At 44.5% G+C, this 21,242-nt stretch carries 29 protein-coding genes; 18 read left to right on the top strand and 11 right to left on the bottom strand.

Annotation, left to right across the window (positions count from 1 at the left end):
• From ACYVGO_RS29775 to ACYVGO_RS29760, 4 genes are all read right to left on the bottom strand, one after another.
• Window positions 1-251, bottom strand: a 251-nt coding sequence (locus ACYVGO_RS29775; RefSeq protein WP_460972435.1) for a hypothetical protein, incomplete at its 3' end; no start/stop codon positions are given.
• A 73-nt stretch (window positions 252-324) separates the two neighbouring features.
• Window positions 325-687: a hypothetical protein gene (locus tag ACYVGO_RS29770; RefSeq protein ID WP_460972434.1), complete on the bottom strand. Its 363-nt coding sequence runs from the start codon at window positions 685-687 to the stop codon at window positions 325-327.
• A gap of 111 nt (window positions 688-798) precedes the next feature.
• On the bottom strand, window positions 799-1,380 hold the full coding sequence (locus ACYVGO_RS29765; RefSeq protein ID WP_460972433.1) for a hypothetical protein: 582 nt from the start codon (window positions 1,378-1,380) through the stop codon (window positions 799-801).
• 596 nt (window positions 1,381-1,976) lie between these two features.
• Window positions 1,977-2,771 carry a GTPase gene (locus ACYVGO_RS29760; protein WP_460972432.1) on the bottom strand — a complete coding sequence of 265 codons (795 nt, stop codon included), beginning with the start codon at window positions 2,769-2,771 and terminating at the stop codon, window positions 1,977-1,979.
• 199 nt (window positions 2,772-2,970) lie between these two features.
• On the opposite strand from ACYVGO_RS29760, the gene ACYVGO_RS29755 reads away from it, so the two are divergent.
• The 13 genes from ACYVGO_RS29755 to ACYVGO_RS29695 all read left to right on the top strand — a co-directional run bounded on the left by ACYVGO_RS29755 (window position 2,971) and on the right by ACYVGO_RS29695 (window position 11,834).
• The gene (locus tag ACYVGO_RS29755) at window positions 2,971-3,894 is read left to right on the top strand and encodes a hypothetical protein (protein WP_460972431.1); all 924 of its coding nucleotides are present in this window, start codon (window positions 2,971-2,973) and stop codon (window positions 3,892-3,894) included.
• 103 nt (window positions 3,895-3,997) lie between these two features.
• A complete protein-coding gene (locus ACYVGO_RS29750; RefSeq protein ID WP_460972430.1) occupies window positions 3,998-4,258 on the top strand; it encodes a hypothetical protein in 261 nt (86 codons plus the stop codon).
• 15 nt (window positions 4,259-4,273) lie between these two features.
• Complete coding sequence (locus ACYVGO_RS29745) at window positions 4,274-4,480, top strand: hypothetical protein (protein ID WP_460972429.1); 207 nt, start codon at window positions 4,274-4,276, stop codon at window positions 4,478-4,480.
• A 223-nt stretch (window positions 4,481-4,703) separates the two neighbouring features.
• Window positions 4,704-5,360: a recombinase family protein gene (locus tag ACYVGO_RS29740; protein ID WP_460972428.1), complete on the top strand. Its 657-nt coding sequence runs from the start codon at window positions 4,704-4,706 to the stop codon at window positions 5,358-5,360.
• 215 nt (window positions 5,361-5,575) lie between these two features.
• Window positions 5,576-6,253 carry a ParA family partition ATPase gene (gene parA / locus ACYVGO_RS29735; RefSeq protein WP_460972427.1) on the top strand — a complete coding sequence of 226 codons (678 nt, stop codon included), beginning with the start codon at window positions 5,576-5,578 and terminating at the stop codon, window positions 6,251-6,253.
• A gap of 31 nt (window positions 6,254-6,284) precedes the next feature.
• The gene (locus tag ACYVGO_RS29730; RefSeq protein ID WP_460972425.1) at window positions 6,285-6,500 is read left to right on the top strand and encodes a hypothetical protein; all 216 of its coding nucleotides are present in this window, start codon (window positions 6,285-6,287) and stop codon (window positions 6,498-6,500) included.
• 101 nt (window positions 6,501-6,601) lie between these two features.
• Entirely contained in the window at window positions 6,602-7,522 is a 921-nt protein-coding gene (locus ACYVGO_RS29725; RefSeq protein ID WP_460972424.1) for a replication protein RepA, read from the top strand.
• 671 nt (window positions 7,523-8,193) lie between these two features.
• Window positions 8,194-9,177 (top strand): toprim domain-containing protein, encoded by a 984-nt coding sequence (locus ACYVGO_RS29720; RefSeq protein ID WP_460972423.1) that lies wholly within the window; start codon window positions 8,194-8,196, stop codon window positions 9,175-9,177.
• Window positions 9,178-9,284: 107 nt separating this feature from the next.
• A complete protein-coding gene (locus tag ACYVGO_RS29715) occupies window positions 9,285-9,539 on the top strand; it encodes a hypothetical protein (protein WP_460972422.1) in 255 nt (84 codons plus the stop codon).
• 64 nt (window positions 9,540-9,603) lie between these two features.
• A complete protein-coding gene (locus ACYVGO_RS29710) occupies window positions 9,604-9,828 on the top strand; it encodes a hypothetical protein (RefSeq protein ID WP_460972421.1) in 225 nt (74 codons plus the stop codon).
• A 62-nt stretch (window positions 9,829-9,890) separates the two neighbouring features.
• Window positions 9,891-10,232 carry a hypothetical protein gene (locus ACYVGO_RS29705; protein ID WP_460972420.1) on the top strand — a complete coding sequence of 114 codons (342 nt, stop codon included), beginning with the start codon at window positions 9,891-9,893 and terminating at the stop codon, window positions 10,230-10,232.
• Window positions 10,233-10,266: 34 nt separating this feature from the next.
• A complete protein-coding gene (locus ACYVGO_RS29700) occupies window positions 10,267-11,082 on the top strand; it encodes a hypothetical protein (RefSeq protein WP_460972418.1) in 816 nt (271 codons plus the stop codon).
• 149 nt (window positions 11,083-11,231) lie between these two features.
• Window positions 11,232-11,834, top strand: coding sequence for a hypothetical protein (locus ACYVGO_RS29695; RefSeq protein WP_460972417.1), 603 nt, complete (start codon window positions 11,232-11,234; stop codon window positions 11,832-11,834).
• 41 nt (window positions 11,835-11,875) lie between these two features.
• Here the strand turns inward: ACYVGO_RS29695 and ACYVGO_RS29690 are convergent, their stop codons facing one another.
• Window positions 11,876-12,001 carry a hypothetical protein gene (locus tag ACYVGO_RS29690; RefSeq protein WP_460972416.1) on the bottom strand — a complete coding sequence of 42 codons (126 nt, stop codon included), beginning with the start codon at window positions 11,999-12,001 and terminating at the stop codon, window positions 11,876-11,878.
• A gap of 312 nt (window positions 12,002-12,313) precedes the next feature.
• On the opposite strand from ACYVGO_RS29690, the gene ACYVGO_RS29685 reads away from it, so the two are divergent.
• On the top strand, window positions 12,314-12,709 hold the full coding sequence (locus ACYVGO_RS29685) for a hypothetical protein (protein ID WP_460972415.1): 396 nt from the start codon (window positions 12,314-12,316) through the stop codon (window positions 12,707-12,709).
• Window positions 12,710-12,767: 58 nt separating this feature from the next.
• On the top strand, window positions 12,768-13,358 hold the full coding sequence (locus tag ACYVGO_RS29680) for a hypothetical protein (protein ID WP_460972414.1): 591 nt from the start codon (window positions 12,768-12,770) through the stop codon (window positions 13,356-13,358).
• A 65-nt stretch (window positions 13,359-13,423) separates the two neighbouring features.
• Here the strand turns inward: ACYVGO_RS29680 and ACYVGO_RS29675 are convergent, their stop codons facing one another.
• Both ACYVGO_RS29675 and mobQ read right to left on the bottom strand, forming a co-directional pair.
• Window positions 13,424-13,933 carry a hypothetical protein gene (locus ACYVGO_RS29675; protein ID WP_460972413.1) on the bottom strand — a complete coding sequence of 170 codons (510 nt, stop codon included), beginning with the start codon at window positions 13,931-13,933 and terminating at the stop codon, window positions 13,424-13,426.
• Entirely contained in the window at window positions 13,881-14,822 is a 942-nt protein-coding gene (mobQ, locus tag ACYVGO_RS29670) for a MobQ family relaxase (protein ID WP_460972412.1), read from the bottom strand. Before mobQ ends, ACYVGO_RS29675 begins: the two co-directional genes overlap by 53 nt.
• Before the next feature lie 163 nt (window positions 14,823-14,985).
• Here mobQ and ACYVGO_RS29665 point away from each other — a divergent pair, with 163 nt between their 5' ends.
• Genes ACYVGO_RS29665 through ACYVGO_RS29655 form a run of 3 tightly spaced genes read left to right on the top strand, consistent with a single transcriptional unit; the run spans window position 14,986 to window position 18,173 of the window.
• Window positions 14,986-16,425 carry a type IV secretory system conjugative DNA transfer family protein gene (locus ACYVGO_RS29665; protein ID WP_460972411.1) on the top strand — a complete coding sequence of 480 codons (1,440 nt, stop codon included), beginning with the start codon at window positions 14,986-14,988 and terminating at the stop codon, window positions 16,423-16,425.
• A complete protein-coding gene (locus ACYVGO_RS29660) occupies window positions 16,422-17,369 on the top strand; it encodes a hypothetical protein (RefSeq protein WP_460972410.1) in 948 nt (315 codons plus the stop codon). Before ACYVGO_RS29665 ends, ACYVGO_RS29660 begins: the two co-directional genes overlap by 4 nt.
• A gap of 6 nt (window positions 17,370-17,375) precedes the next feature.
• Window positions 17,376-18,173 carry a hypothetical protein gene (locus tag ACYVGO_RS29655; RefSeq protein WP_460972409.1) on the top strand — a complete coding sequence of 266 codons (798 nt, stop codon included), beginning with the start codon at window positions 17,376-17,378 and terminating at the stop codon, window positions 18,171-18,173.
• A 334-nt stretch (window positions 18,174-18,507) separates the two neighbouring features.
• Here ACYVGO_RS29655 and ACYVGO_RS29650 read toward each other — a convergent pair whose 3' ends face one another.
• From ACYVGO_RS29650 to ACYVGO_RS29635, 4 genes are all read right to left on the bottom strand, one after another.
• A complete protein-coding gene (locus tag ACYVGO_RS29650; RefSeq protein WP_460972408.1) occupies window positions 18,508-18,921 on the bottom strand; it encodes a PIN domain-containing protein in 414 nt (137 codons plus the stop codon).
• Window positions 18,918-19,148, bottom strand: a complete 231-nt coding sequence (locus ACYVGO_RS29645) for a hypothetical protein (protein WP_460972407.1) — start codon at window positions 19,146-19,148, stop codon at window positions 18,918-18,920. The genes ACYVGO_RS29650 and ACYVGO_RS29645 overlap by 4 nt, the downstream gene beginning before the upstream one ends.
• 150 nt (window positions 19,149-19,298) lie before the next feature.
• Entirely contained in the window at window positions 19,299-20,753 is a 1,455-nt protein-coding gene (locus ACYVGO_RS29640) for a C1 family peptidase (RefSeq protein WP_460972406.1), read from the bottom strand.
• Window positions 20,754-20,911: 158 nt separating this feature from the next.
• Window positions 20,912-21,242: hypothetical protein (locus ACYVGO_RS29635; RefSeq protein WP_460972405.1), on the bottom strand; the 331-nt coding region annotated here is incomplete at its 5' end.

Genomic DNA, 21,242 nt, shown 5'->3' with positions numbered 1-21,242 from the left:
TGTTTAAGCTTAACAGCTTGTTCAGTAATTACTCGTTCCGAACGGTCAATTTGTACTTTCTGCTTTTTAATAGTTTGCTCTTGCTGAATGACTTGTTCGCTTAATTCTGCGTTTTTTTTTCGCAAAAGCCTTCTATATTTAAGCTGGTTGTAGATTATTATGCCTAAAGCCACAGTTGCAATAAACAGTATAATCATAATGGTCGCACCTAAGCCACCTAATCTCATATAAGTATTTATGATCGCTTCCATTTTTTATAGTTTGAGAATAGCCATGACCATAAAATCAATCTATCCTTCACTTTATGGTCATGGATTAACTGAATCAAAACAGCCCGCTAAAGATGTCGGACACGACATCCCAAAAACTGCTTCCTGCATCTGCGACAGCATTACCAACACCATCCAGTGGTACAGCATCAAGGATGCTCGCATCCCCCATGCTATCTAACGTTATTGGATTGAGTGCTGAAAAAAACGTCTCATCAAGACCCAGTGCTTGAAAATCAACTCCATCCAAATTGACGCCTGAGAAATCTACTCCATTCGCTGCTAGCTGAGTGGGGTCTAAACCCGCCATTACCGTGCTGGGGTCTTGTCCTACCACATCGTAATCATAATTTATGACTGCGCTGTTATTAGTCCCATCTATGACTCCCGTACCGCCGTATCCACCACGTTTACTCATAGTTCAAATTGTTTTCTGATTAAATAACTGATTCCCTTCGGGAAGAAGATGCTTTGATCTAGTTTGTAGAGATGCACTTAATAGATCTTGCTCCAAAACAGCAGAGAAAGATCAAAAATCTGCTTCCACTTTGAACTCGCCTTCCTTCAGTTCTATCGTCCGGGCACCATCCGAGGATACGATGGCAAATTTTCCCGTGATAGATTTTTTAGGTTGATAATCCGTTATTTCCAGCGTTCCAGTAACTTTTTTTGATGCATATGTATCACCAGCTGGTCGTACCACATAATCTACTTCGGCATTAGATGAGGACAGCGTGTATTTGCCTTTGCCAGAGAAGCTTTTTAGAGTGATCACAACTGTGAGCTGCTGATACGGATTCTTATCCACATACATGCCTAAAACAAAACTGTATTGTGGGTTCCCATTGGAATCAGATCCGAGCGAGGTGCCACTCGCTGTATTATCGTAACACACGTAGTTATTGACTTTGCACTGAGTGAAATACTCACCCGTGTTGGTCGTTGTGGACTGAGGATCAACATCATTTTCTCCCCCTGAACTACAGCCTGACATAAACCCTACAAGTCCGACTATATAGACTAGTGCTAAAACTATTTTTACGAGATTTCTAATTTGCCGACTGCTGGCTAGCTGAGCCGTACTAACGGCATCAATTGTGAAAGTTTCCAATGTGATGATATTTAGTGATAAATGTAATTACTGAAAGAAATGGGCATAGGTAATACTACACCACCTGTGTCAGTAGGCATGATATCCCTTCTGATTTCGCCAAAAACCGCACAATGAAGCCTCCTCAATTATGAATTGAGGAGCGTAAGTATAGATTGTGATTCAACAGGAGATTATCATTCTAGATGATGTGTTACCTGAGCAGGTAATCGACCATAACTGACTGCCAATACCACCACTAGTTGGTATTGTGTTCGTTTAAGGACGCGAAACAAAGTGCCGGACGGCTGGGAGGAAGCTGATTTACCGAAAAAATCTATCTTCTTGTCCACTATAACAAATCTAGCAGATAAGTGATTTCTTTGTAAATTAGGGCGATTTGTATCCTCGCAGAGAGCAAGCCTTGACATCTATGTTGGAAGCTAAGATGCCAATTATTTTATCCTACATGCTAGCTCTCCTGTTCACGGCATGTAGGATTTTCTTATTTTCCTGTCATATAATAAACAATCGAAGGTGCTTTAAATGGATCGTAAGCTACTATGAGTAGTAGTCTGAGAATATACCCTAAAAAGATCTTCTTTAAGTATCAAAATCTAATCAAAATCCCGCGCTATTTCTTCCACCTCTTCCTCAGGAAAGATAGCCCGTAGAATTTTCCTTATCCCTTGATTGATTTCGTAACGCCAATCGCTTCGCCCCGCCCAAGCGCAGAAATAGTTCCATACTCTCATGAACATTGATGGTATGTCCCTCCTATCCTCATATATTTTGGTGGGAGTCATTGATGAATATGTGATAATCGCATCTATTAAGTCTTCAATAGATTTGCTTCTGTACTGCGAATAGACTTCTTCAAAAGCAGGTTTATTGCTTTTGTTGAATGAAACCACCAATATCTTTTTGTATCTCAAGCCCAATGTTTTTTCGATTTTGTCCTTATTCTCTGTTACCCAGTCTTCCATCGGTCTCGTGTCGTCTAATGAATCTCCGTGTGTGACAACCATTATCACCGGAACCTTATTCTCGGCTATGGTCTTGATAAATAGATCATAGTTATCGACCGTATTCTTATCCAAGCGGCCAGCTTTGACTACATGAATCATCAGGTTATAGCCTTCACTAGAGCTCCTTAAAAGCTTCATCAGGTTTTTAATTGCTTCTGATGCTTTGACTGTTCCTTTTGTGCTTTCATTCAGCCCAACTGTGTCTGTTAGCGAGATTGAATTCTCTCCAGCCTTGAATGTTGGGTACACAAAACTGTCAAAAGTGACACCTAATATGGAGTCACTTACTGGCTGATTTCCTTTAGCCAAATAATTACAAATTGTCGTCTTGCCCGTCCCTGCTGTCCCAAAGACAAGAGCACGAATAGTTTCATTGTAAATCATAGTCTTTCGTTCTGAATGTTTTTAAAGTCAATTAAATAATCACAATAAATTAACAGTTTAGTACAAAATTAGTGGCGACCGCATCAATGCATGATCCATGCATGATTTATCATACCATTTGCACCGAATTAGTACGTCAAATATACCATTTACACTCATATACAAAAATTTTCTGTATAAAATATTTTATTTTTGTGTTATGCCTAAAAGGAGAATTGCTCAGCAGAATCAAGTAACAAGTCATACGTCACGCCCTCCACTTTGGGATCAGGTAGCATATGTCTTTTGGTACGGTACGGTTTCTGTTATTGTCTCACATTTTTTAAATGACAACTTACTAATTGCAGAAGTAGCTCTTGAAGTGCTTCTCGATAGAATGTCTGGAATACAAGGCGTTACGCTAGAAAAGAGTACGGACAGGCAGGAAGTGAGGGGGGGGGAATCATATTCCGAAAGGATACGTCATGAATTCTCTAAACTAGAGTTCGACTTTACATCGTTTGAGAATACCCAGAAAACATTTCGCAATGCAGATGGATTGATAAGTCTCCTTAAAAAAGGACTCAATCAAGATCTTGCGCCCGGAAAGAGAGTAAGCAAGATGACTATTGAAGATGATGCAGAAGTTTTTCGAGCCAAGCAATACCTTCAAAAGATATACAATACGGATGTAGTGGTTGTAGATACTGATCAAGATTTTTCTTCCGAGCTTACTCTTAGGCGAATGGTGCGAGAAGATATTCTAGTGATTAGTAAAGAAAATCCGCTTAAAACTGCCGAAATGGCTGAATATTTAGCGAGATACAGTCAAGTAAGATCACAAGAACTGCTGGAAAATCCCGACGCTGTTACCAGTCCGATTGATCTGAGGGACAGAGCAAAGCAATTATTAGAACAGGGTAATAAAAAACGTATTGATGAGGCTTCTAAAGGCTCAGCTAAAATTGGTGAGCAGATTTCAGCGATTGTACAGGAGTATCGTCAGACACACAGTGGTAAAGAGGTGCCGTTTAACACAATTGCTGAAATCTTAAATGAGCGCAAAATATCCCCCCCTCGCGGAGACAAGTGGTATGCATCCGGCATAAAGCGCGTTATCGAGAAACATAATATAACTCGATAAGAGAGTATACCGCAGACGAATTTTTCATCCGTACTACCTTGGCCATATGTATGTAAGTGAGATCAGGAATGCGTATTTTTGGGAAAGTTAAAATCCAAAGTATATGGAAGCATTCTCGACCCAACAATTTGTAGCACTGCCATTTTCAGAAAAGAAAGCGATGCTGGATTTCGCCGAAGCCCAAATGAATGAATTCGCTGGCCACCGGGTGAAAGAGAAAGATTCAGATATGGCTAAAAAATTTCAAGAGAAGTTTGATAAATGGGCGGATATCAGGAACGCCCTCATTATCGAATGCGAATCACACGTTGAAGCGGCTCTAGGTGGTGAAGACTTTACTCCTCCTTTGCACCTAAGATCATAGTACCTGGTCTCACCGTTGAATCTATTCATCATAGACATCGCGCCGGTGGCCGATGGTTCTGACTATCACCCCGGTGTTCGTCGTCCTGGATCGTGTAGATTACGCGGTAATCACCGACCCTCAAACTGCGTTGCCGCTTTTGCTATAGCGAAGGAGCTTTCCGAAGTAGATCGGGTTCGTGCCCAATTTGCTGTTGATGGCCTGGGCGAGGCATCTCCCTAAAATTCGGGATGACTCATGTTTCTTATTAAGCTGCCTGTACAATATAAACGACTTATTGTCGTGTGGACTTGCTACCATTTACTGGACAAACAACTAAGCAATATTTGTCTTGAAAAGTAACACAAATCGCTCCTTCTGAGCGACGGTGGATTCTTCATTTGTCTATTTTGTTCACAAGCAAACGAACGTTCACATAGGAACAAAACCATGCTATCTTGCGATCATGAAACCAGCTATCGCCTATTATCGAGTATCAACCGACCGCCAAGGCAAAAGTGGCTTAGGGCTTGAAGCTCAAGAAGAGGCTGTGCGCCTGTTCGAGCAACAGCATGGCTACTTGGTCATTGCGCGTTTTATCGAAGTGGAAAGTGGCAAAAAGAATAAGCGCGTGGAGCTATTGGCCGCACTCGATTTATGCCGCAAAAAAAAAGCCACGCTGATCATTGCCAAGCTAGACCGACTCGGCCGCAACGTCGCGTTTATCTCAAATTTGATGGAGAGCCAGGTCGAGTTCAAAGCCGTGGACAATCCCGAAGCATCAAAGCTCCTTCTGCACATGCTGGCGGCATTCGCTGAGCATGAACGAGAGCAAATCAGCGTCCGCACGAAAGACGCCCTACAAGCCGCCAAACGGCGCGGGACAGTGTTGGGAGTAAGCAGCGCAATCCGAGCGAAAGAGAATAAGGAAGCTGCTGACAAATTCGCCGAGGATATGCGGCCGACAATCCAGGATATGCGACAGTCTGGTTTTACAACGATCCGTGCTATCCGTGATGAATTGAACCGGCAAGGAGTGCCGACCTACCGCAATAATGGCCAAAACTGGCATAATCAGGGCGTACATGCCCTGTTAAAGCGCATTGGGCAAGCACCAACATAGTAATACATCTGTGGTTTGGGCTGTGTTTCGTCCGGGTTTATCCTTCGTAACTTGGTGATACAAAGCATCTGTTACATACTTATTTAAGGATATACTTATATAAGTATATCCTTAAATAAGTATGTAATTTTTTCCTTATATACTTATTTGAGGATATAAGTATTGTGTGAGCAATGTAATGCTTCTATATTGCAGCGAATAGCTGGAGCAACATTATGATTATATCGGTAACGAGTCTAAAAGGTGGCGTTGGGAAATCAACTGTTGCTCAGAATCTAGCGGTCTGTTTTGCTCATTCTGATTATAAAGTCTGTATCGTTGATGCTGACGCGAACCAGAGTTCTTTACGCTGGTCTGGTTATAGGGATGAGAGTTTGCCTGCTGTGCCGGTTTATGGCCTAACCGATGGCATGGAGCTTTCCAAAAATGTAAGGCATCTGAACCAGACATACGAAATTGTCATTATCGATGGCACGCCGTCTTTGTCACAAATGACGAGCAAAATTATCCTGCTTGCCGATCTTTTGATCATTCCGATTCAGCCCAGTGGTCTTGATGTATGGGCTACCGAAAAATTCCTCGAACGGTACCAAGATGCAGTTCAACAAAAGGAAGAGCCAATTCCAGCCTGGTTTTTAATCAATCAAAATCAGACAACTAATCTTTCGCGTGAGGTAAAAGAGGCCTTAGAGGAAACTAACATTCCAGTATTTCAGACGAGTCTCAAAACGCGGATTGCATATCGTGAAGCAGTGCCCAAAGGTTTGGCCGTGTATGAATACAAAGATGATAAGGCTAAAGCCGAGATTATTGAGCTCTTCAAAGAACTGACAATGGTCATTCAAAAAATTAGCAAAGAACACAGTTATGACAAAGAAAGACACAGGCCTTAAATCCACTCTTTCGCTGGCACCGAAGGTCCCCGTGAAAAAATCTGTGGTAGATGTGGAAAAAACTGAAGCTGTTACAAAACGGCTTCATGCCGCCCCAGCAAAAAAAGAAGGCAAGTGGTTTCGGCTATCAACGGATTTGCCCGAAGATGAATTTATTCAGTTCAAAACGAAGCTGCTCTCTCAAGGCAAATCCCGGCAAGGGATGGAAGTAGTACGTGAACTAATAAAAGAGTATATAAGTAAATAAGTGAATACTTATATAAGTATTTAAGTGCATGCCATTTTCTATGCCAACCGCCTGAAAATTTAAGAATTATCTTTTAAAATTATTATCAAAGCTGCCATTCCATGCCGAAGAAAGAGTTTTTTACGGATAGAATTGAGAGTTCTATGCTTGAGATATGGCAGGATAAGGCAACCATTGCGGATGCTGTTTTTCAACATTCAATATTGTGCCAAACCTTCTTGCCATATCGAAATCCAGGAGATGACAGAACGCTCTGGACTCACAGAGAAGGCAACGCTCATTTAGCTATCAATGCTTCACCGTACCTCAATCCAAGAAGCGGCGAATATGAAATCCTCGGAATTCCTTATGGAACTAAAGCACGGTTGATTCTTGCGCATATCAATACACAAGCTATCCGTACCCAAAACAAAATTATCGACGTAGAAGGCAGCATGACTGCTTTCATCAAAGCCATCGGTTTAGGGACGGATGGCCGCACGATAAACGAAGTGAAAGAGCAACTACGAAGGTTGAGCGCATCAAGCCTGAGCATTGGATTTACCGATGGGAACAGGTCAGTCCAAGTGGATTTTAAAATCGTAAAAGCTTTCGATCTATGGTTCCCAAAAACTACAAACCAGCGTGTTCTTTGGCCCTCAACGGTCGTCTTATCCGACGATTATTTCAATAGCTTGATCAACCATGCCATTCCTTTAGACGAACGGGCATTAGCTGCTTTATCGCATAATGCTATGGCTATGGATGTGTATTCCTGGTTGGCACAACGGCTCCACCGTATTCAACCAGCAAAGCCACAATTCGTTTCCTGGCAGAACCTCAAGCAACAATTCGGTCAAGGATATGATCGAATGGATAATTTCAAAGCAACTTTCAGAAAAACACTGCATATGGCTTTGAAAGAATATCCGTGGGCGCTGACACGAGTCGAAGAGATCTCAAACAAAGGCTTCATGCTTTCACATTGCCAACCTCCAGTACTGGCTCGCAATGTCATTCAACTCAATAATGCGCAGCCATAAGTGGGGCAAAATATACGTGAAGTTTGTAGGGAATTTTAAAGGAAATATCTTTTAATCAGGTATTTAGCAAAACCCAACGTGAAGTTTGCAGGAGTTGCGATAGCAAGTGTCTCATGATTAGCGCTTTAGTAAATCGTAAGTAGGGGAAAAATATCATAATTTTTTGAATCATCCACTTAAGCATTCACGTGAAGTTTACAGGGAATAATTCATCAAAGTACTTATAATCAATAAGTTAACCAGTTGTCCACGTGAAGTTTGTAGGAGCTGTGAATTAAAAAAGTTATCCACGTGAAGTTTGTAGGAGGCCCTATAGTTATCCACGTGAAGTTTGCAGGATTCAATGCCACTAATTCACGTGAAGTTTGCAGGACAAACCTATAGTAAAACCTATAATTAAAAATACCTATAGTAGACAGCGGTTTGCTGTGTATAACTCGCCTCCGCTCGAAAAATATCAAAAAATTTCCGGCTTCGCCGGAAGTAATAAATAGTAATAAACCCTGTATGATAGACACTTAGCATTATCCTACAGTGGAGTGAGTATTTCTATAACGACTGTGGAAAACACTTAAAAAAGTTTCGCTGTGCTCACAAAAATTTTGAAGCTTTGCTGGTAAAAAGAAAAATAGAAGTAGGATATATCCAACGAAACAAATGATCATATTTTCATGAATTCAGAACAAGCAAAGAAGCTTTCCTTGCCCGATCTATTGGCCCGACTTGGTCATTCAGCCGAACAGGTGAAAAAAGGTGGACAAGAGCTGTGGTATCGTTCACCTTTCCGCAAAGAGGAAAAGCCCTCGTTGCAAGTATCAATGGGCCGCACTGGAATTTGGATTTGGAACGATCATGGAGACACACACGGCACGGTGATTGATTTCGTCATGCGCTACCAGGGATACACCAGTATCAAAGATGCCTTGGCCTTCCTGGACGATCTATTTCAACCCGGTTTGTTCAGCCCCCCAGCTCCCAGGCCACAACCGAAACCCGGCCCCGATCTTTTTTCTTTTTACCAGCAAAGCCACCGCGCAGCGGTCGAAAATTTTTTGGAAGATCGGCAACTCGAATTTATCGACGCGCAGCCGATCCGTCGTTCGCTGATCCTTTCGTACCTATCCGACGAACGCCACATTCCGCCCACATTAGCGAAGCGATATTTGCAAGAAGTGCGATACCGGAACTTAGCTACCGGCAGGGAGTATTTCGCTTTTGGTATGGAGAACCAGGCGGGAGGATACGAAATCCGGGTCGCTTCCAACAAACACAATTTTAAATCGGCTTTGAAGGCCCGTGATATTACGATCATTCTCGGCACTGGTGCCGACCGCACTACGGCGCATATTTTCGAAGGGATGACCGATTTTCTATCCTATCTGGTGCTGACTAATACTGATCAGCTCACCGACGACGCCATCATTATGCATTCACTGTCATCCTATGACCGAACAGCCGCCCACATTCGCACCCAGGACTACCAACAATTGCGGACGTATCTCGATAACGATAAGGCGGGTCACCAGGGAACAGAAAGATTTAAGGCGGATTTCGGAACAAAGGTTTTGCCCCAGAGCGAGAAGTTCGCCACTCACAAAGATTTGAACCTGTATTTGCAAGCGCAGCGCGGAAAATCAGGCAATGGCCGCGGTTAGAAAAGTGCATGCAGTTTGTCACAACAGCAGAAAATTCATTACTGTATTCAGCCAAAATCAACGTTTATCGGTTATATACTTCAATATCTTGACTAATGTAGCCTGCTATGATTACAGAGAATTTCAGATATGGAGACATTAAAAAACTGATGGCGAACGTCGTTTGTCAGCTTGAAGAAGCAGGCCATTCAGCCGAAGCCGCGGCAATGGCGAGTTTAACACACATCATAGCCGCCCGTATTGAGCCGCCCAATGTAGCGAGTCGATGGCAATTGGAGTATATGATTGAATGCATTGAGCATCACCAATCATTGCTCAAATACATCAATGAGGGAGCAATTGACAGTAATTGCCCAACATAATCAGCCCCAAAATTGTCATCAAATCTTCGCACCTGGTGCCGCTTTTTTTCGATAAAATGGATCTATGACAAACACGGCCGCCCAGATTGTTGCTTTCCCATTCCCGCAGCGCATCGCCCATAAGTGTAAAACCTATGGGGAAGCCGTTTTCCAACTCAAAATGCAGGGTGCCCAGTTGCTCAACAAAGTGGCTGCCGGCATGTATCAACTCGATGAAGGCAACATCGAAGGATTGCACAACGTCAATCGCATGTGCCGTGAGGTGGGTTTAACGCCACTTATTTTTTAATTGCCATTGAATCAACGGATTATAGTTTTTTTTATCTTGCAGGAGACTAATCCACTCCTATCGTGCCTTCCAAGACCACTGAAGAATTACTGGCGAAGCTATCGCCAGAAGGGCGTGCCGCCATTCAAAAAATGACCCCAGAGCAATTGGGGAAAACGGCAACCACAGGCCAGCAACTGCAAGAACGCGGTGTTTCCGAAAAACCGGAATACCAGGAAAGCGCTCGCAGGGCTGAGCAGACCCGCACAAGCGAACCACCAGAACAATTACCCCAGCGCGGGGCGCAGCTTATCCAGCAAAAGCGGGAAGAGGCTCAGAAAGAGAGCCAGACACCAAAGGTGGCCGAACAGAGCAAAGATCACCCAGGTCAAACGGCCTCTAAAGATCAAGACAAAGACCGATAATCTCCCATTATTCACCACCCAACTTTACTTTTTCATGAAAGGATTGCTATCCACTGCATGCCTATTGGCATTGCTTTTTACTATGTCCAGTTGCGAAGGCGCACTGGGCAAACTCATGTCCGTCATGCGTTCAGGCTGGGAGCGCTTAAAGAATCCTGATACTTCGCGGGAAGCGGATGATTCCCCACTCACGGCAGAGGCACTTCGTGCGACAGAAAACGAGCTGATTACTCGAACAAAAGAAGTCCAGGCTATTGCGGCTGCTGCCGATCCGACAATTGATGAGGAAGATCAAGAACGCAAGGTCTTAGCCAAAATGGAGGAGCTGGATAAAGAATATCCGCACTTGATTCCAATCAGCGCTGATTCTATGCGAACCATCGCACGGCACCCAGTTCCTAAGCAAATTGGGAATTACAAATATGTCAATCAATGGGTGTTGCCACAATGGCCTGAAGACAGGAAAATGCCCCGAGAAGAGCTTGTTCCTGGTGTGTGGTTTCAATTGAATCGGGGGTATCTCGACGGCATTATCCAGTATCAGAATCCGACGGGCCAGGTCATCAGTGTGATCATACGGGATCGCGGTAATCTGGGCGGCTGGGCACGCGCAGCCCATTGGTATTACCTCCAGCGCGGCAATGTTGGTGCAGATGATCAAGCCAACTACCGCTTTGTCGGTACTTTCCAGAAATATGGCCATACCTGGGTTAATTGGAAAATGAATGGGAGTGGTGACGATCTCTATATTTCTTGCTGGAAGGATCGCTGGCAAATCAACGTTCTGGGCAGCAAGGAGCTGGAAATTTTCGAGGCTCTCAATCCCGAATGGCTTAAGACCATCCAATAGACGACTTCTCCGATCCTTCGCAGGTGAAAATGGGCTTATTCCTGGAAGCGAGTTTTCACTTCCAGCTATTCAATCTGCGTTTGGGCAAAGGCCACACAATCACATAAAAAGAAGCAAGTAGACCGTGATAACCTCAAAACTATACTCATATGTCAGATAAACTTACAGCTAACGAAAATAGGCAATTCTGGGGGCCCATAATAGTCGCTATTATAGCTGGTGCCTTTGGGCTAGCAGGCACACTTTTTGGCATCTACGCTAAAACAGAAGAGAAACAGGCGGACAAAGAACGGGCAGTAGAAAAGAAAGGGCGCGTATCTGTCCAAAATGACTACGAGGCCCTCAAATTAAAGTATGATAGCTTACTAAGAGCTTGCGGTAAGGTGCCACTACGGCAGAAGGATAGTTCTTCTGCTACTTTGCCTTCATCCGAATGCGTTATAAGAAATTACGCCCACGGAAAGATACGTTTTAAAAATAATCTGAGTCAGGATCTAGTTCTTTACCGAATTACTGGCCCTACTTTTAGATCCGGCATCAAGATCATGATTGCAGCGGGCGCAGAGGCTGAATCGCCTTTACTCTCCGTGGGGCCTGCTGCTACTAGCACCTCTCACGAATATTATTTTTTCTTTTCTACGACTGAAGAGGAAGCCTACAAAAATCGGAAAGGGGAGATGATCATACAAGTCAAAGGATGTGAGGTGATCGAAAAGGAGATTAATTCAAAAACCCTTTTTCTTTCGCATTAAATACCCTTAAAAAGCCATATCTCTTGCTCAACCACGTTGACTTAAAAGCGTGGTTGAGCATCTACGTATTCGATCAGCGGTTGGCCTGGTTCGGGTGCTGCATCCTGATCGGGATTATGTTCTCGCAGTTCCAGCACCATTTCCCGCAGTAGGAGGGGTTCTTCCACCAATTTTAGATTCGTGCGGAAGGAGTGAAATGGTAGGTGGTGGTTTGAATGGAAAACGTATCGGGCGGAATGAATTTCCAATACAGCAAATATGAATACCACAGCCATAGGAAGGGGGTGGTAGCCAAAAGTCGTAAATGCTCTGTATGCGCTTTAAACCCCATCAATATGCCCACCGAGTTATTAAACCACTTATAAATGAAATTGCCCATCTGCAATAGCCTTTAACCATCCATGAAATATGATAATTAGACTTTGTAGCCTATATTAGCTTTGATTTATAATGTTGATATTGAATAATTTAGCCTAGATATGAATATCTTTCATACCATCCATAAAGCCGTCGAAATCTTTGAAAATGGCAAACGAGTATGGGAATTAGGAGAGTATTTTTATAAGAAATATTCTCCTCCCCGAAAGTACTCTGAATCAGAGTACTCAAAGGTAAGTCTGGATACTAATTGGGAATGGGCTAGCCTCACTGAAAGTGAAAAGGGAAGACGAATCGAGTTAAGAAAAAAACAGATAATAGAAGAGCCCGAACGGGAGTCTAATATGCTAACCGAGCTAAGAAAAAAGCAGTTAACAAAAGGCTACGAGGAGGATTTTTATATTCACAACCCAGAGGTATATCGTCGTCACCTAGAATCCACTCGTAAGAGAGAAGAGGAACACGTGGAATTCGTTCGTAAGAGCAAAGAGAAATAATTGGCAATCATCTTCTAATGCCACTTTGAGAAGTGTAATAAACCAAGACTCCTAAAAAATGGCAATTTCTCATAAAAGAGAGTTTGAAAGGCTGATTCATAATTCTTCACTTAAGCGTGAAGAATTGCTCAATATAGCTGCCAAACGGGCTCGTCGCCGAAAGTATTACAATGTAGCTGCTGGAACCCTATCTTTGTTCGCAGCAGCTACTATTACTTCAATTATTACAGATTTAACTTACACTTTAGCGGCAAAACTTTTTGCCGCTATATTATCAACGGCATCAGCTATAATATCATTATTATTAAGTGTAGAACCCAAGGATTCTGAGATTTCGGATTGCTATGCAGGGGCTACACGTTATTTAACTTTGCGAGAAAGAGCCAATCTTAACTTGCTAAGACCAGAAATCAACCCTGCACAGACCTTACAAACATTGGAAGAACTTCAAAGTATTTATACTGATCTTGATATGCGATATATGGGACTGATAAACGACCATTCGTTTGCAAGAGAATATAGTAAAAGAAAATTTCATATAGGTAAGATTGGATCAGGAAAGAGTTTTGGACCAGATTTTCTTAAGAGCTATAGGCAGTATCTAATTAATAAAGAAAGAGCAGAAGACGAACTAGAAGAAAGTGATTAATAATTTAGGGGTTATCGTTCCAATAGAATACTGTTGGCCACTCCTAACTTCTGAAAGCAATAACCCTAATCAGCTAAAGTGTCCTTTGCCTTCTTTGCTGTTTGTTGGAGTCGGTCTACTACTTCCAAATGCGTAATAACCGGCTCGCCGTCGGGCGGCTTTACATCTTGGCCAGGATTAAACTCGCGTATTTCCATTACCATCTCCCGAATTAGGGCATTTTCGATCGTCTGCATGCCAGTGCCTGCGATCGTGAACAGATGCGTCGTGGTTTGAATTGACAGTGTATCGGGGGGCGTGAGGAGCCATCCCAACATGTAGGCATACCCGCAGCCATAGGAAACACCTAGACGATTAACGATGCGAAAACGCGGATTGCCACGACGACCGCGATATTTAATCAGACCCCGATACGAACCATCCGCCGGTTCGTCGGCATCGTCGGACGGCTCGCGCTCGATCGGCTTCGGTTTCGCAGGCGAATCGTAGCGAGGGCGGGCGTATTTCTCGACCAGCTTGGCCTTATCGCTCCCATTCGCGTTCGAAGCTTCCCCTGTCTCGTTCGTCGTTTCCATAGAAATCTTTGTGATTATTGTCTCCATACGCGGCCTCATAGTATCGGTAAGCAATATCATCGCGCACCCGATCGACGGCATGGCTTGCGTGATAGGTGATCGAATTGGTCAATTCATTGCTGGCATAGGCCGCACGAGCTGCGTTTCGGTGTATGACCTGGCGCACCTCTTTTCCCCATTCAGTCTCGTATCCTTTTGCTTCCAAATTCTTGACCTTCGGCCCAAGCTTCTTTTGTGGCTCCCGATCAATGCCCTTCTCTTTCAGGTTGCGCAGATCGAACCGAATTTCCGAATCCGCTTTTTCCGACGCATCGTTTAAAATTGCTTCATAAGAATGACGGAATTCTTCGAGCCGATATTTGCTATCAAGACCGTCCCCCCGATAGCCGGTTTGCTTCTTCCCGAAGCCTTCGCCTTCGACCGGACGCAATGTGAACATGACATGTGCATGCGGATTTTCCCCACCGTCTGAAGCGTGAGGGCTATGAATTGAATAATCAGTGACCAAGCCTCGTTTGGTTAAATTCTGGTGGATAAATTCTCGAACGACTTCCTTGTGCTGCTCATGATCGAGATTGCGAGGAAGGGTCAGAACGAATTCACGGGCGAGCTGGGCATCCTTTCTTTTTTCACCTGCTTCGACGGCATTCCACAATTGTTCGCGGTCTTGCATCCAAGCAGGGGCACCCTCTGGAGTGATAATTTCAGAATGTAGGACGTTTTGCTTTTTTGTATAGTCGTGGGTTTTACCCTGGCGTTCGTCATTCACCTTTTCACCTGCTCGATAAGCAGCACAAGCGACGACCGAACCGGAGCGGTAGGCAGAGGCTCCGACAGCAGACCGGCCCGAAGAACGCCGGATGGTAGTTGCGTGAAGATTAGCATGCATGCGAGTGAGGAATTTCTAAGAGCGCGTATATGGAGTTGCTAGCGCAACTCTTAAAGCAGAAGGGACAATTTGGTCAAAGGAGAGAAATAAAAAAACGGGAAAATTCCCGTTTTGAGGCACTGGTCCTGTGGATAAATTGCACGTCACAGACCCACCATTCACCGTGAACTTTTCCAACCTAGATGAAGTGATTTATCGCTTCATCAATGCCGACGATCAACTCCCCGCCGAACCCTTCACCATTCGTCAAGCCTGCGAGGGCGTGCAGATTTTTGGTGGCATCGGTTCGGGGAAAACCAGCGGCAGCGGTGCCGCCCTGGCCAAGGCGTATTTGCGGGCCGGGTTTGGTGGCTTGGTACTTTGTGCCAAAAAGGACGAGCTGGCCACTTGGCAACGCTACGCCAAAGAGACGGGTCGCAGTGATAGCCTACTGATTTTCGACACCAGCGGAGATTACCGCTTTCCCTTCCTGCAATACGAAGTAAGCCGCGAAGGCGAAGGTGCCGGGTACACAGAAAACCTGGTTCGGCTTTTCATGACGGTATACGAAGCCATCAGCCGCGGCAGTAGCAACGGCGGGTCCGATCCGTATTGGACCAGTGCGATGCAGCAATTGATGCGCAACGCCATTGATCTTAGCCTGATCGCGCGCGGCACGGTGTCAGTGCCACTCATGCATGAGATTGTGCGTTCCGCACCCCAAAGCCTGGAAGAAGTAAAAAGCGAAGCCTGGTGGGAAAGCAGCATCTGCGCCCGCCTGCTGATCGAATGCCAGGGCAAGAAGCTCGACCGATGGACAGATTTCGATTTGGAAACCACCTCGGGCTACTGGCTCAACGAATATCCCAGTATCAGCGACCGCACCCGTTCCGGCATCGTTTCGATGTTCACCAGTACGACGGATCATTTTTTGCGTCGCCCCTTCCGCATGCTGTTTTCCGAGCCGCCGGAAGATCCCAATAAAATTGCCTGGCCAGAGCTGACCCATGAGGGCGTGATTATCATCATGAACCTGCCGGTAAAAGAATTCGGCAATGCCGGCAGAGCTGCCCAGGTGGTTTACAAATACATCTGGCAGCAAGCCGCCGAACGGCGCGCCATTACCGAGAACCCTCGACCGGTGTTTTTGTGGGTGGATGAAGCCCAGAACTTTGCCACCGAATATGACATGCAGTTTCAGGCGACCGCGCGCAGCTCACGGGCCTGCACGGTGTATCTCACCCAGAACCTACCCAACTATTATGCCGAGATGGGAGGAGAGGGAAGCCGCCACCGGGTGAACTCGCTGGTGGGCAATCTGCAGACCAAAATCTTTCACGCCAACAGCGACCCGGACACCAACACCTTCGCGGCTGAAGTGATTGGCCGAAGCTGGCAAAAGCGGAAAGGCGAATCGCAATCGGTTGGCGCGCAAAGCTTTAATATCGGCGAATCCCATCAGGAAAGTTTCGATTACGACGTGACTCCGCAGTTCTTTACCAAACTGCTCAAGGGCGGTCCTGAATTCAGCCATCGAGTGATGGGAGTCATTTTTCAAAGTGGCCGCCCCTGGCTGAATCGGCGCACCCATATCATTTCCCTTTTTAACCAATTGAACTCATGAGAAACCAACCGCGTGACGTGACCGGCGCTGAAGAACTGGCCAACATGGTGCCTGGCTACGGCTTCATTATGTATATTTTGAACGTGCTGACCGTACCCATTGAAGTCTTTTTTCGCTGGAATTTTGGCGAACGCTATTTCACGCGGGCGAATTTTATCGGTGGAATCGGCATCCTGATTCTTTGGGAATTGGCGGCCAAAGTGATGGGTATGTTCAGTATGTTCAACCCGTTGGCATTCCTGTTGAACAACCGAGGTTCCACCGAAAGCGCAATGCCCGACGTACTGAAGTGGTACGTCTATTTTAGCCTGTTTCATTTCGCCACCATGTGGTGGGTGGACGTCATTGGCCGCCCAAAGCATTCCTTCTGGCCTGGTAATTCCTTCTTCATCTGGATCGGTAAGGGGGTGATGTGGGTGCTGAATATCTTCCTGGGCTTGTTTGTTCGACTGATCTTCTTTGTGTTTCGCATGGATAAAAGCCGTTTGAAGGTCATTCTGCCCGTGCTGTACGACGCCGACACCTTCACGCAACGATTTATCGAACCCTTCTTCATTGCCCTGTGGGCCATCTTTTGCATGGCGATTGGGCAATACGCGATGGCTTGGTGGCTGATCTTTTCACTGATGGCACACATCACATATACGGGCCTGCGCCATGAATCCGAGCGGGGCCTTTTCCTGGATTATCGGGACCAGATGATCGAGGCCCGCAGCTACAGTACGTTCTTAGAAGTGGGTTCCAAGAGCCCCAAGCGCCCCGCCAATACACAAGAAAGGATGATGCTGGAGACCACACGGGAGGTAGAGAAAAACCCCGATGTGCTTCCTGTCATTGAGGAACGAAATCCAAGCCTGGCCAAAGCCCTCGAAAAAATCAGCCCTCGATTAAAAACTATCGCTCTCAAGGAGCAAGGGCCAAATGATACCGTGCAGGCCGCTTAATGTAATATGGATCACTTCGAATTTTACAGAGAGTTATACCATAAGGAGAACGATAGGCGCCAAGAGGTCATCAATTCTCTGAATATTCCTTTGGCCCTTATTACTGCTTTGGCAACGGGCTTATATGTGTTGGTGACCAGCTTTGCTTACTCCGTACACTGGCTCATATCGGCGGTTTTTATCGTCTTTGTGGTAGTAACAACCATTACGCTGATGATTGCAATAACCTACCTTTCGCTTGCTTTTATCGACATAAAAAGCAGGTTTGAATACAAGGGGCTGCCATATGCTAAACCGCTCTTCGATTGGCATAAAAACCTGGATGCTCATTATAATCAGCATTTCGCAGGGCAACCAAACGTTGATAAAATGGCTGATGAAGAATTTAAGAAGTACATCATCAACCAATTCGTCGAGAGTATTGATCATAACACCTTCGTAAATGACACGAAGCACTCACATATTTTCAACTCAAAAAAGTATATTGTTTACTGTTTAGTCAGCAGTCTTCTAACGCTTTTACCTTTTTTCTTGATGTATTTCAGCAAAGAGGACGAAGTACATAAAGTGCAAATTGTCAAACAGGCATCTTCGGCAGCTCCTAAACCCGTTGCTGAGGCAGCCTCTAAAACTCTAATTCAGAATGGTGAAAAACCAACAACGGCCACAGTCTCCTCCATCATCAGCTCCGCCACCGCCACCTCCAACTCCACCGCCGGGCAGGCTCATCAAGGAGGGCAAAGAACCACCACCACCACCAACCAGAGAACAAAGGTAGATCAACGAGCAAACAAGAAACCATGAACCCAAACCCCCAAGCACCAGCTCCAATGGCACCACCCCCTCCTCCGCCACCCCCAGGAAGAGAGATCAGAGATTTACCAACGCCCCCTCCTCCCCCTCCACCACGTGTGTAAGGTGAAATGAAAGCCTCGGCCACTAAGTTTGGCTGGGGCTTTTATTTCAGCATTCCCGTCAATAAGTACCACCCTAATCCCAGACCTCTTTCGCTACCTATACAGGTAGTGCGGGCGGTTTGGTTAGAGGAAATTTTTTGGAAAATTATTCTTCTGGTAGTTTGTCTTATCGTGCTGATTTTCAGTCAAGTATGCTGCTGGGTTCACTACTTATAGGCTCATTAGCTAGCAATCCAGTTTTCGAGTTGAATTCCGCTTATATTCGCAAAATCTTTCGTGTTCCGGGTGGCGAGTGTGAGGCTGCGAACAATAGCCGTTGCTCCGATCAGCAAATCAAATTCACCAACGGGCCGTCCTATACGCCTTAAAGTGGCTTTTTGCCGGGCATATTCAAATAGCACTTCGCTGATGGGGAGAATACGGTCAGAAAAAAGAGCCCGAAAATTATTGAATCGCTCTTGATTCAGTCGGCGCCGATCCGGGGCGCTGTTCTCAATACCGAACAGCAACTCTGCTATCGTCACTTCGGATAGATAGCAGGATTTCGTACCAACCTGAGCAATTTTCTCTTTGATACCATGCTCATCTTTGATGAGATGCACACAAATGTTGGTGTCAAGTAAGTAGAGACTCATAATTCGATGTCGCGCGGGCTGTCCTGGCGAGCGCCGTAGATAATTGCGTTCAACTCGTCGCCGGTTTCATCACCGACCCAGCTTCCAGCTACCCGATTGAGCAATTCCAGTTCTTCGGCTTCGCTTAAGCTGGTTTCAGTATGAGTCTCACGGACACGTAACCCTGAGCGCTCAACCAAGCCTTTGAGCGTAGCGAATTCGCTATCATTGCGCGCCTCGACAGTCATTACATGTATCATGGCTTTTCCTCTTTTGACAAAGATACTATTTTGGCTGGGAAAGTGTCAAATGACAGGCATAGAACGGATATCAAATCAAGCAACGCAAATTTATATGGCGTTTGTTTTGGAAATTCCATTTAACCAAGAACCAATCTTTTAATAGTAATTGTATCTGGCACGGAAACTCCCGTTACTAAATACTTTATTCCCAGTAATTTTAGAATTATAAAGAGTAAAATTAAATGTTCCTTCTAAGACCTTTTTGCTTTCATCTACATAGGTCACAGTAAGCTGATTAGTTTCTGTGTATACAGGGAATGAGTAAGTCTCGGAAGGAGGATCAAGTGTTTTGTATATTGCTTGGCCAAGCAATATTTTGGAAGCCTTGGGATCAACCTTAAAGGAATATACGCCTGGCTTGCTATCAAAGTTATTGAAAATCAAAGTAATACTCTGATTAATAGAGCCGTAACTCAAAGTTAAGCCACAATTCCCATCCTGGCTAAAAATTCCGCAATCAGAAGTCAAACTTGCATGACCCACATCACTATTTGTTCTAGTACCTGTAATTTCAATTCGATTTGATTTTCCATCAATGTCGAAACTTATAAATTGATCTGCTGCTTGAACACGTTTAAGATCATCTAAAGTATTCGTGGCGAAGTAAGACCGTATTACAAGCTCGCTAAACAAGTCGTAATCTATCCATATAAATCCTTGATTAGCCCAGCCAGATCCATAGGAATTCATGACTTTAAAAGCACGACTGTTATCATCATATCCAACAATAACCATGGCATGCGCGAGGTCTTTATTGAGAACCCCGTGCTTTCTCCAGAAAATTTCTTGCTTCTTTCCTATAGCTATTTTTTCGTAGCCATTGCCGATATTATTATGAGGAGCTTGAAAGGCCGCATCTGTTTGGATGCATATTATTACAGGCACCTTTTTACCTGATATAATATCTTTTATTTTTGATACATCATTTTTAGGAACTCCCCCCCAAAAGGCTGACTTATAATTAGCCGCATCTTGTTTTTGAATATCAGATACAGGAACAAGATATTCCATCTCTCTATAAGGGCTTATACTCCAGGTACATATACCCGTGCTTGCCAGCAATTTTAAGGCATCTTCTGGGTCTGATCCCTTATCTTGAGGTCCTGGTAATCGAATTAGATTATACATGAACCGAGGACTGAAAACGGATTTATCATTGCGGATGTTTAAACCAGACCAGTAAGATGTTCCTTTTTGTATGTGGTATAAATAGCTTCTAACGGAATAACCTACAGCCCAAGCCACACACGAGTTTTCAAAACCCTGACCTTTATAGTCAGGTGGTGGCATATTATCACTTAAATCAGCAGTAGTACTTAGTACTCCAGATAATCTGCCACCCTTGGAACCAGGGCTAAATTCGTATAACGGAACTTGTGCATACTTTTCTTCTGAAGAAATGATTGCTCCAGTACGACCAGGGCCAACTGTGTAAGAGGAGGAATCTTTGTTTGTGACCGGAGTATGATTCATTAACCCCGATACATCTTCCGGGTTTTTACAACCTAATGACACCAGGATTATTAATGGTAAAAGGATAATGTTCTTCATGACAGATGTATTTAATGAAAAGGATAATAATGATCCCAATTGGACACATGTTTCACTATCCCTAAATTTGTAATTAGGGATAGTGAAACATCAGAACTGCCTCGACTCTTCCTCATTGGATTTTATTTTAGGGTGAGAGTGACACCGGAAAGCCCTAGTTAAATTGGAATCCCTGTTGTCAGTAGGAGCACTACTCTGGCGACCATTAGACCACCTGTTAACCAAGGGCGTATTGATCCAGAGTTGGTGCTAGACGTATTCATCGGCTTCGCACCGATATAAACTTCATCGACTGGTATTCCAGATTTTGCCACTCGTGCTTTTTCCTGATCCTGAGCTTTTTTGAGAGCCTCCATAAAGCTCTCGTATTGTTTAAGCTTAACAGCTTGTTCAGTAATTACTCGTTCCGAACGGTCAATTTGTACTTTCTGCTTTTTAATAGTTTGCTCTTGCTGAATGACTTGTTCGCTTAATTCTGCGTTTTTTTTT

It is taken from the genome of Spirosoma migulaei, assembly GCF_054776855.1.
The sequence above is the reverse complement of the archived record's forward strand: the minus strand, read 5'-3'. Positions and strand labels throughout refer to the sequence as shown.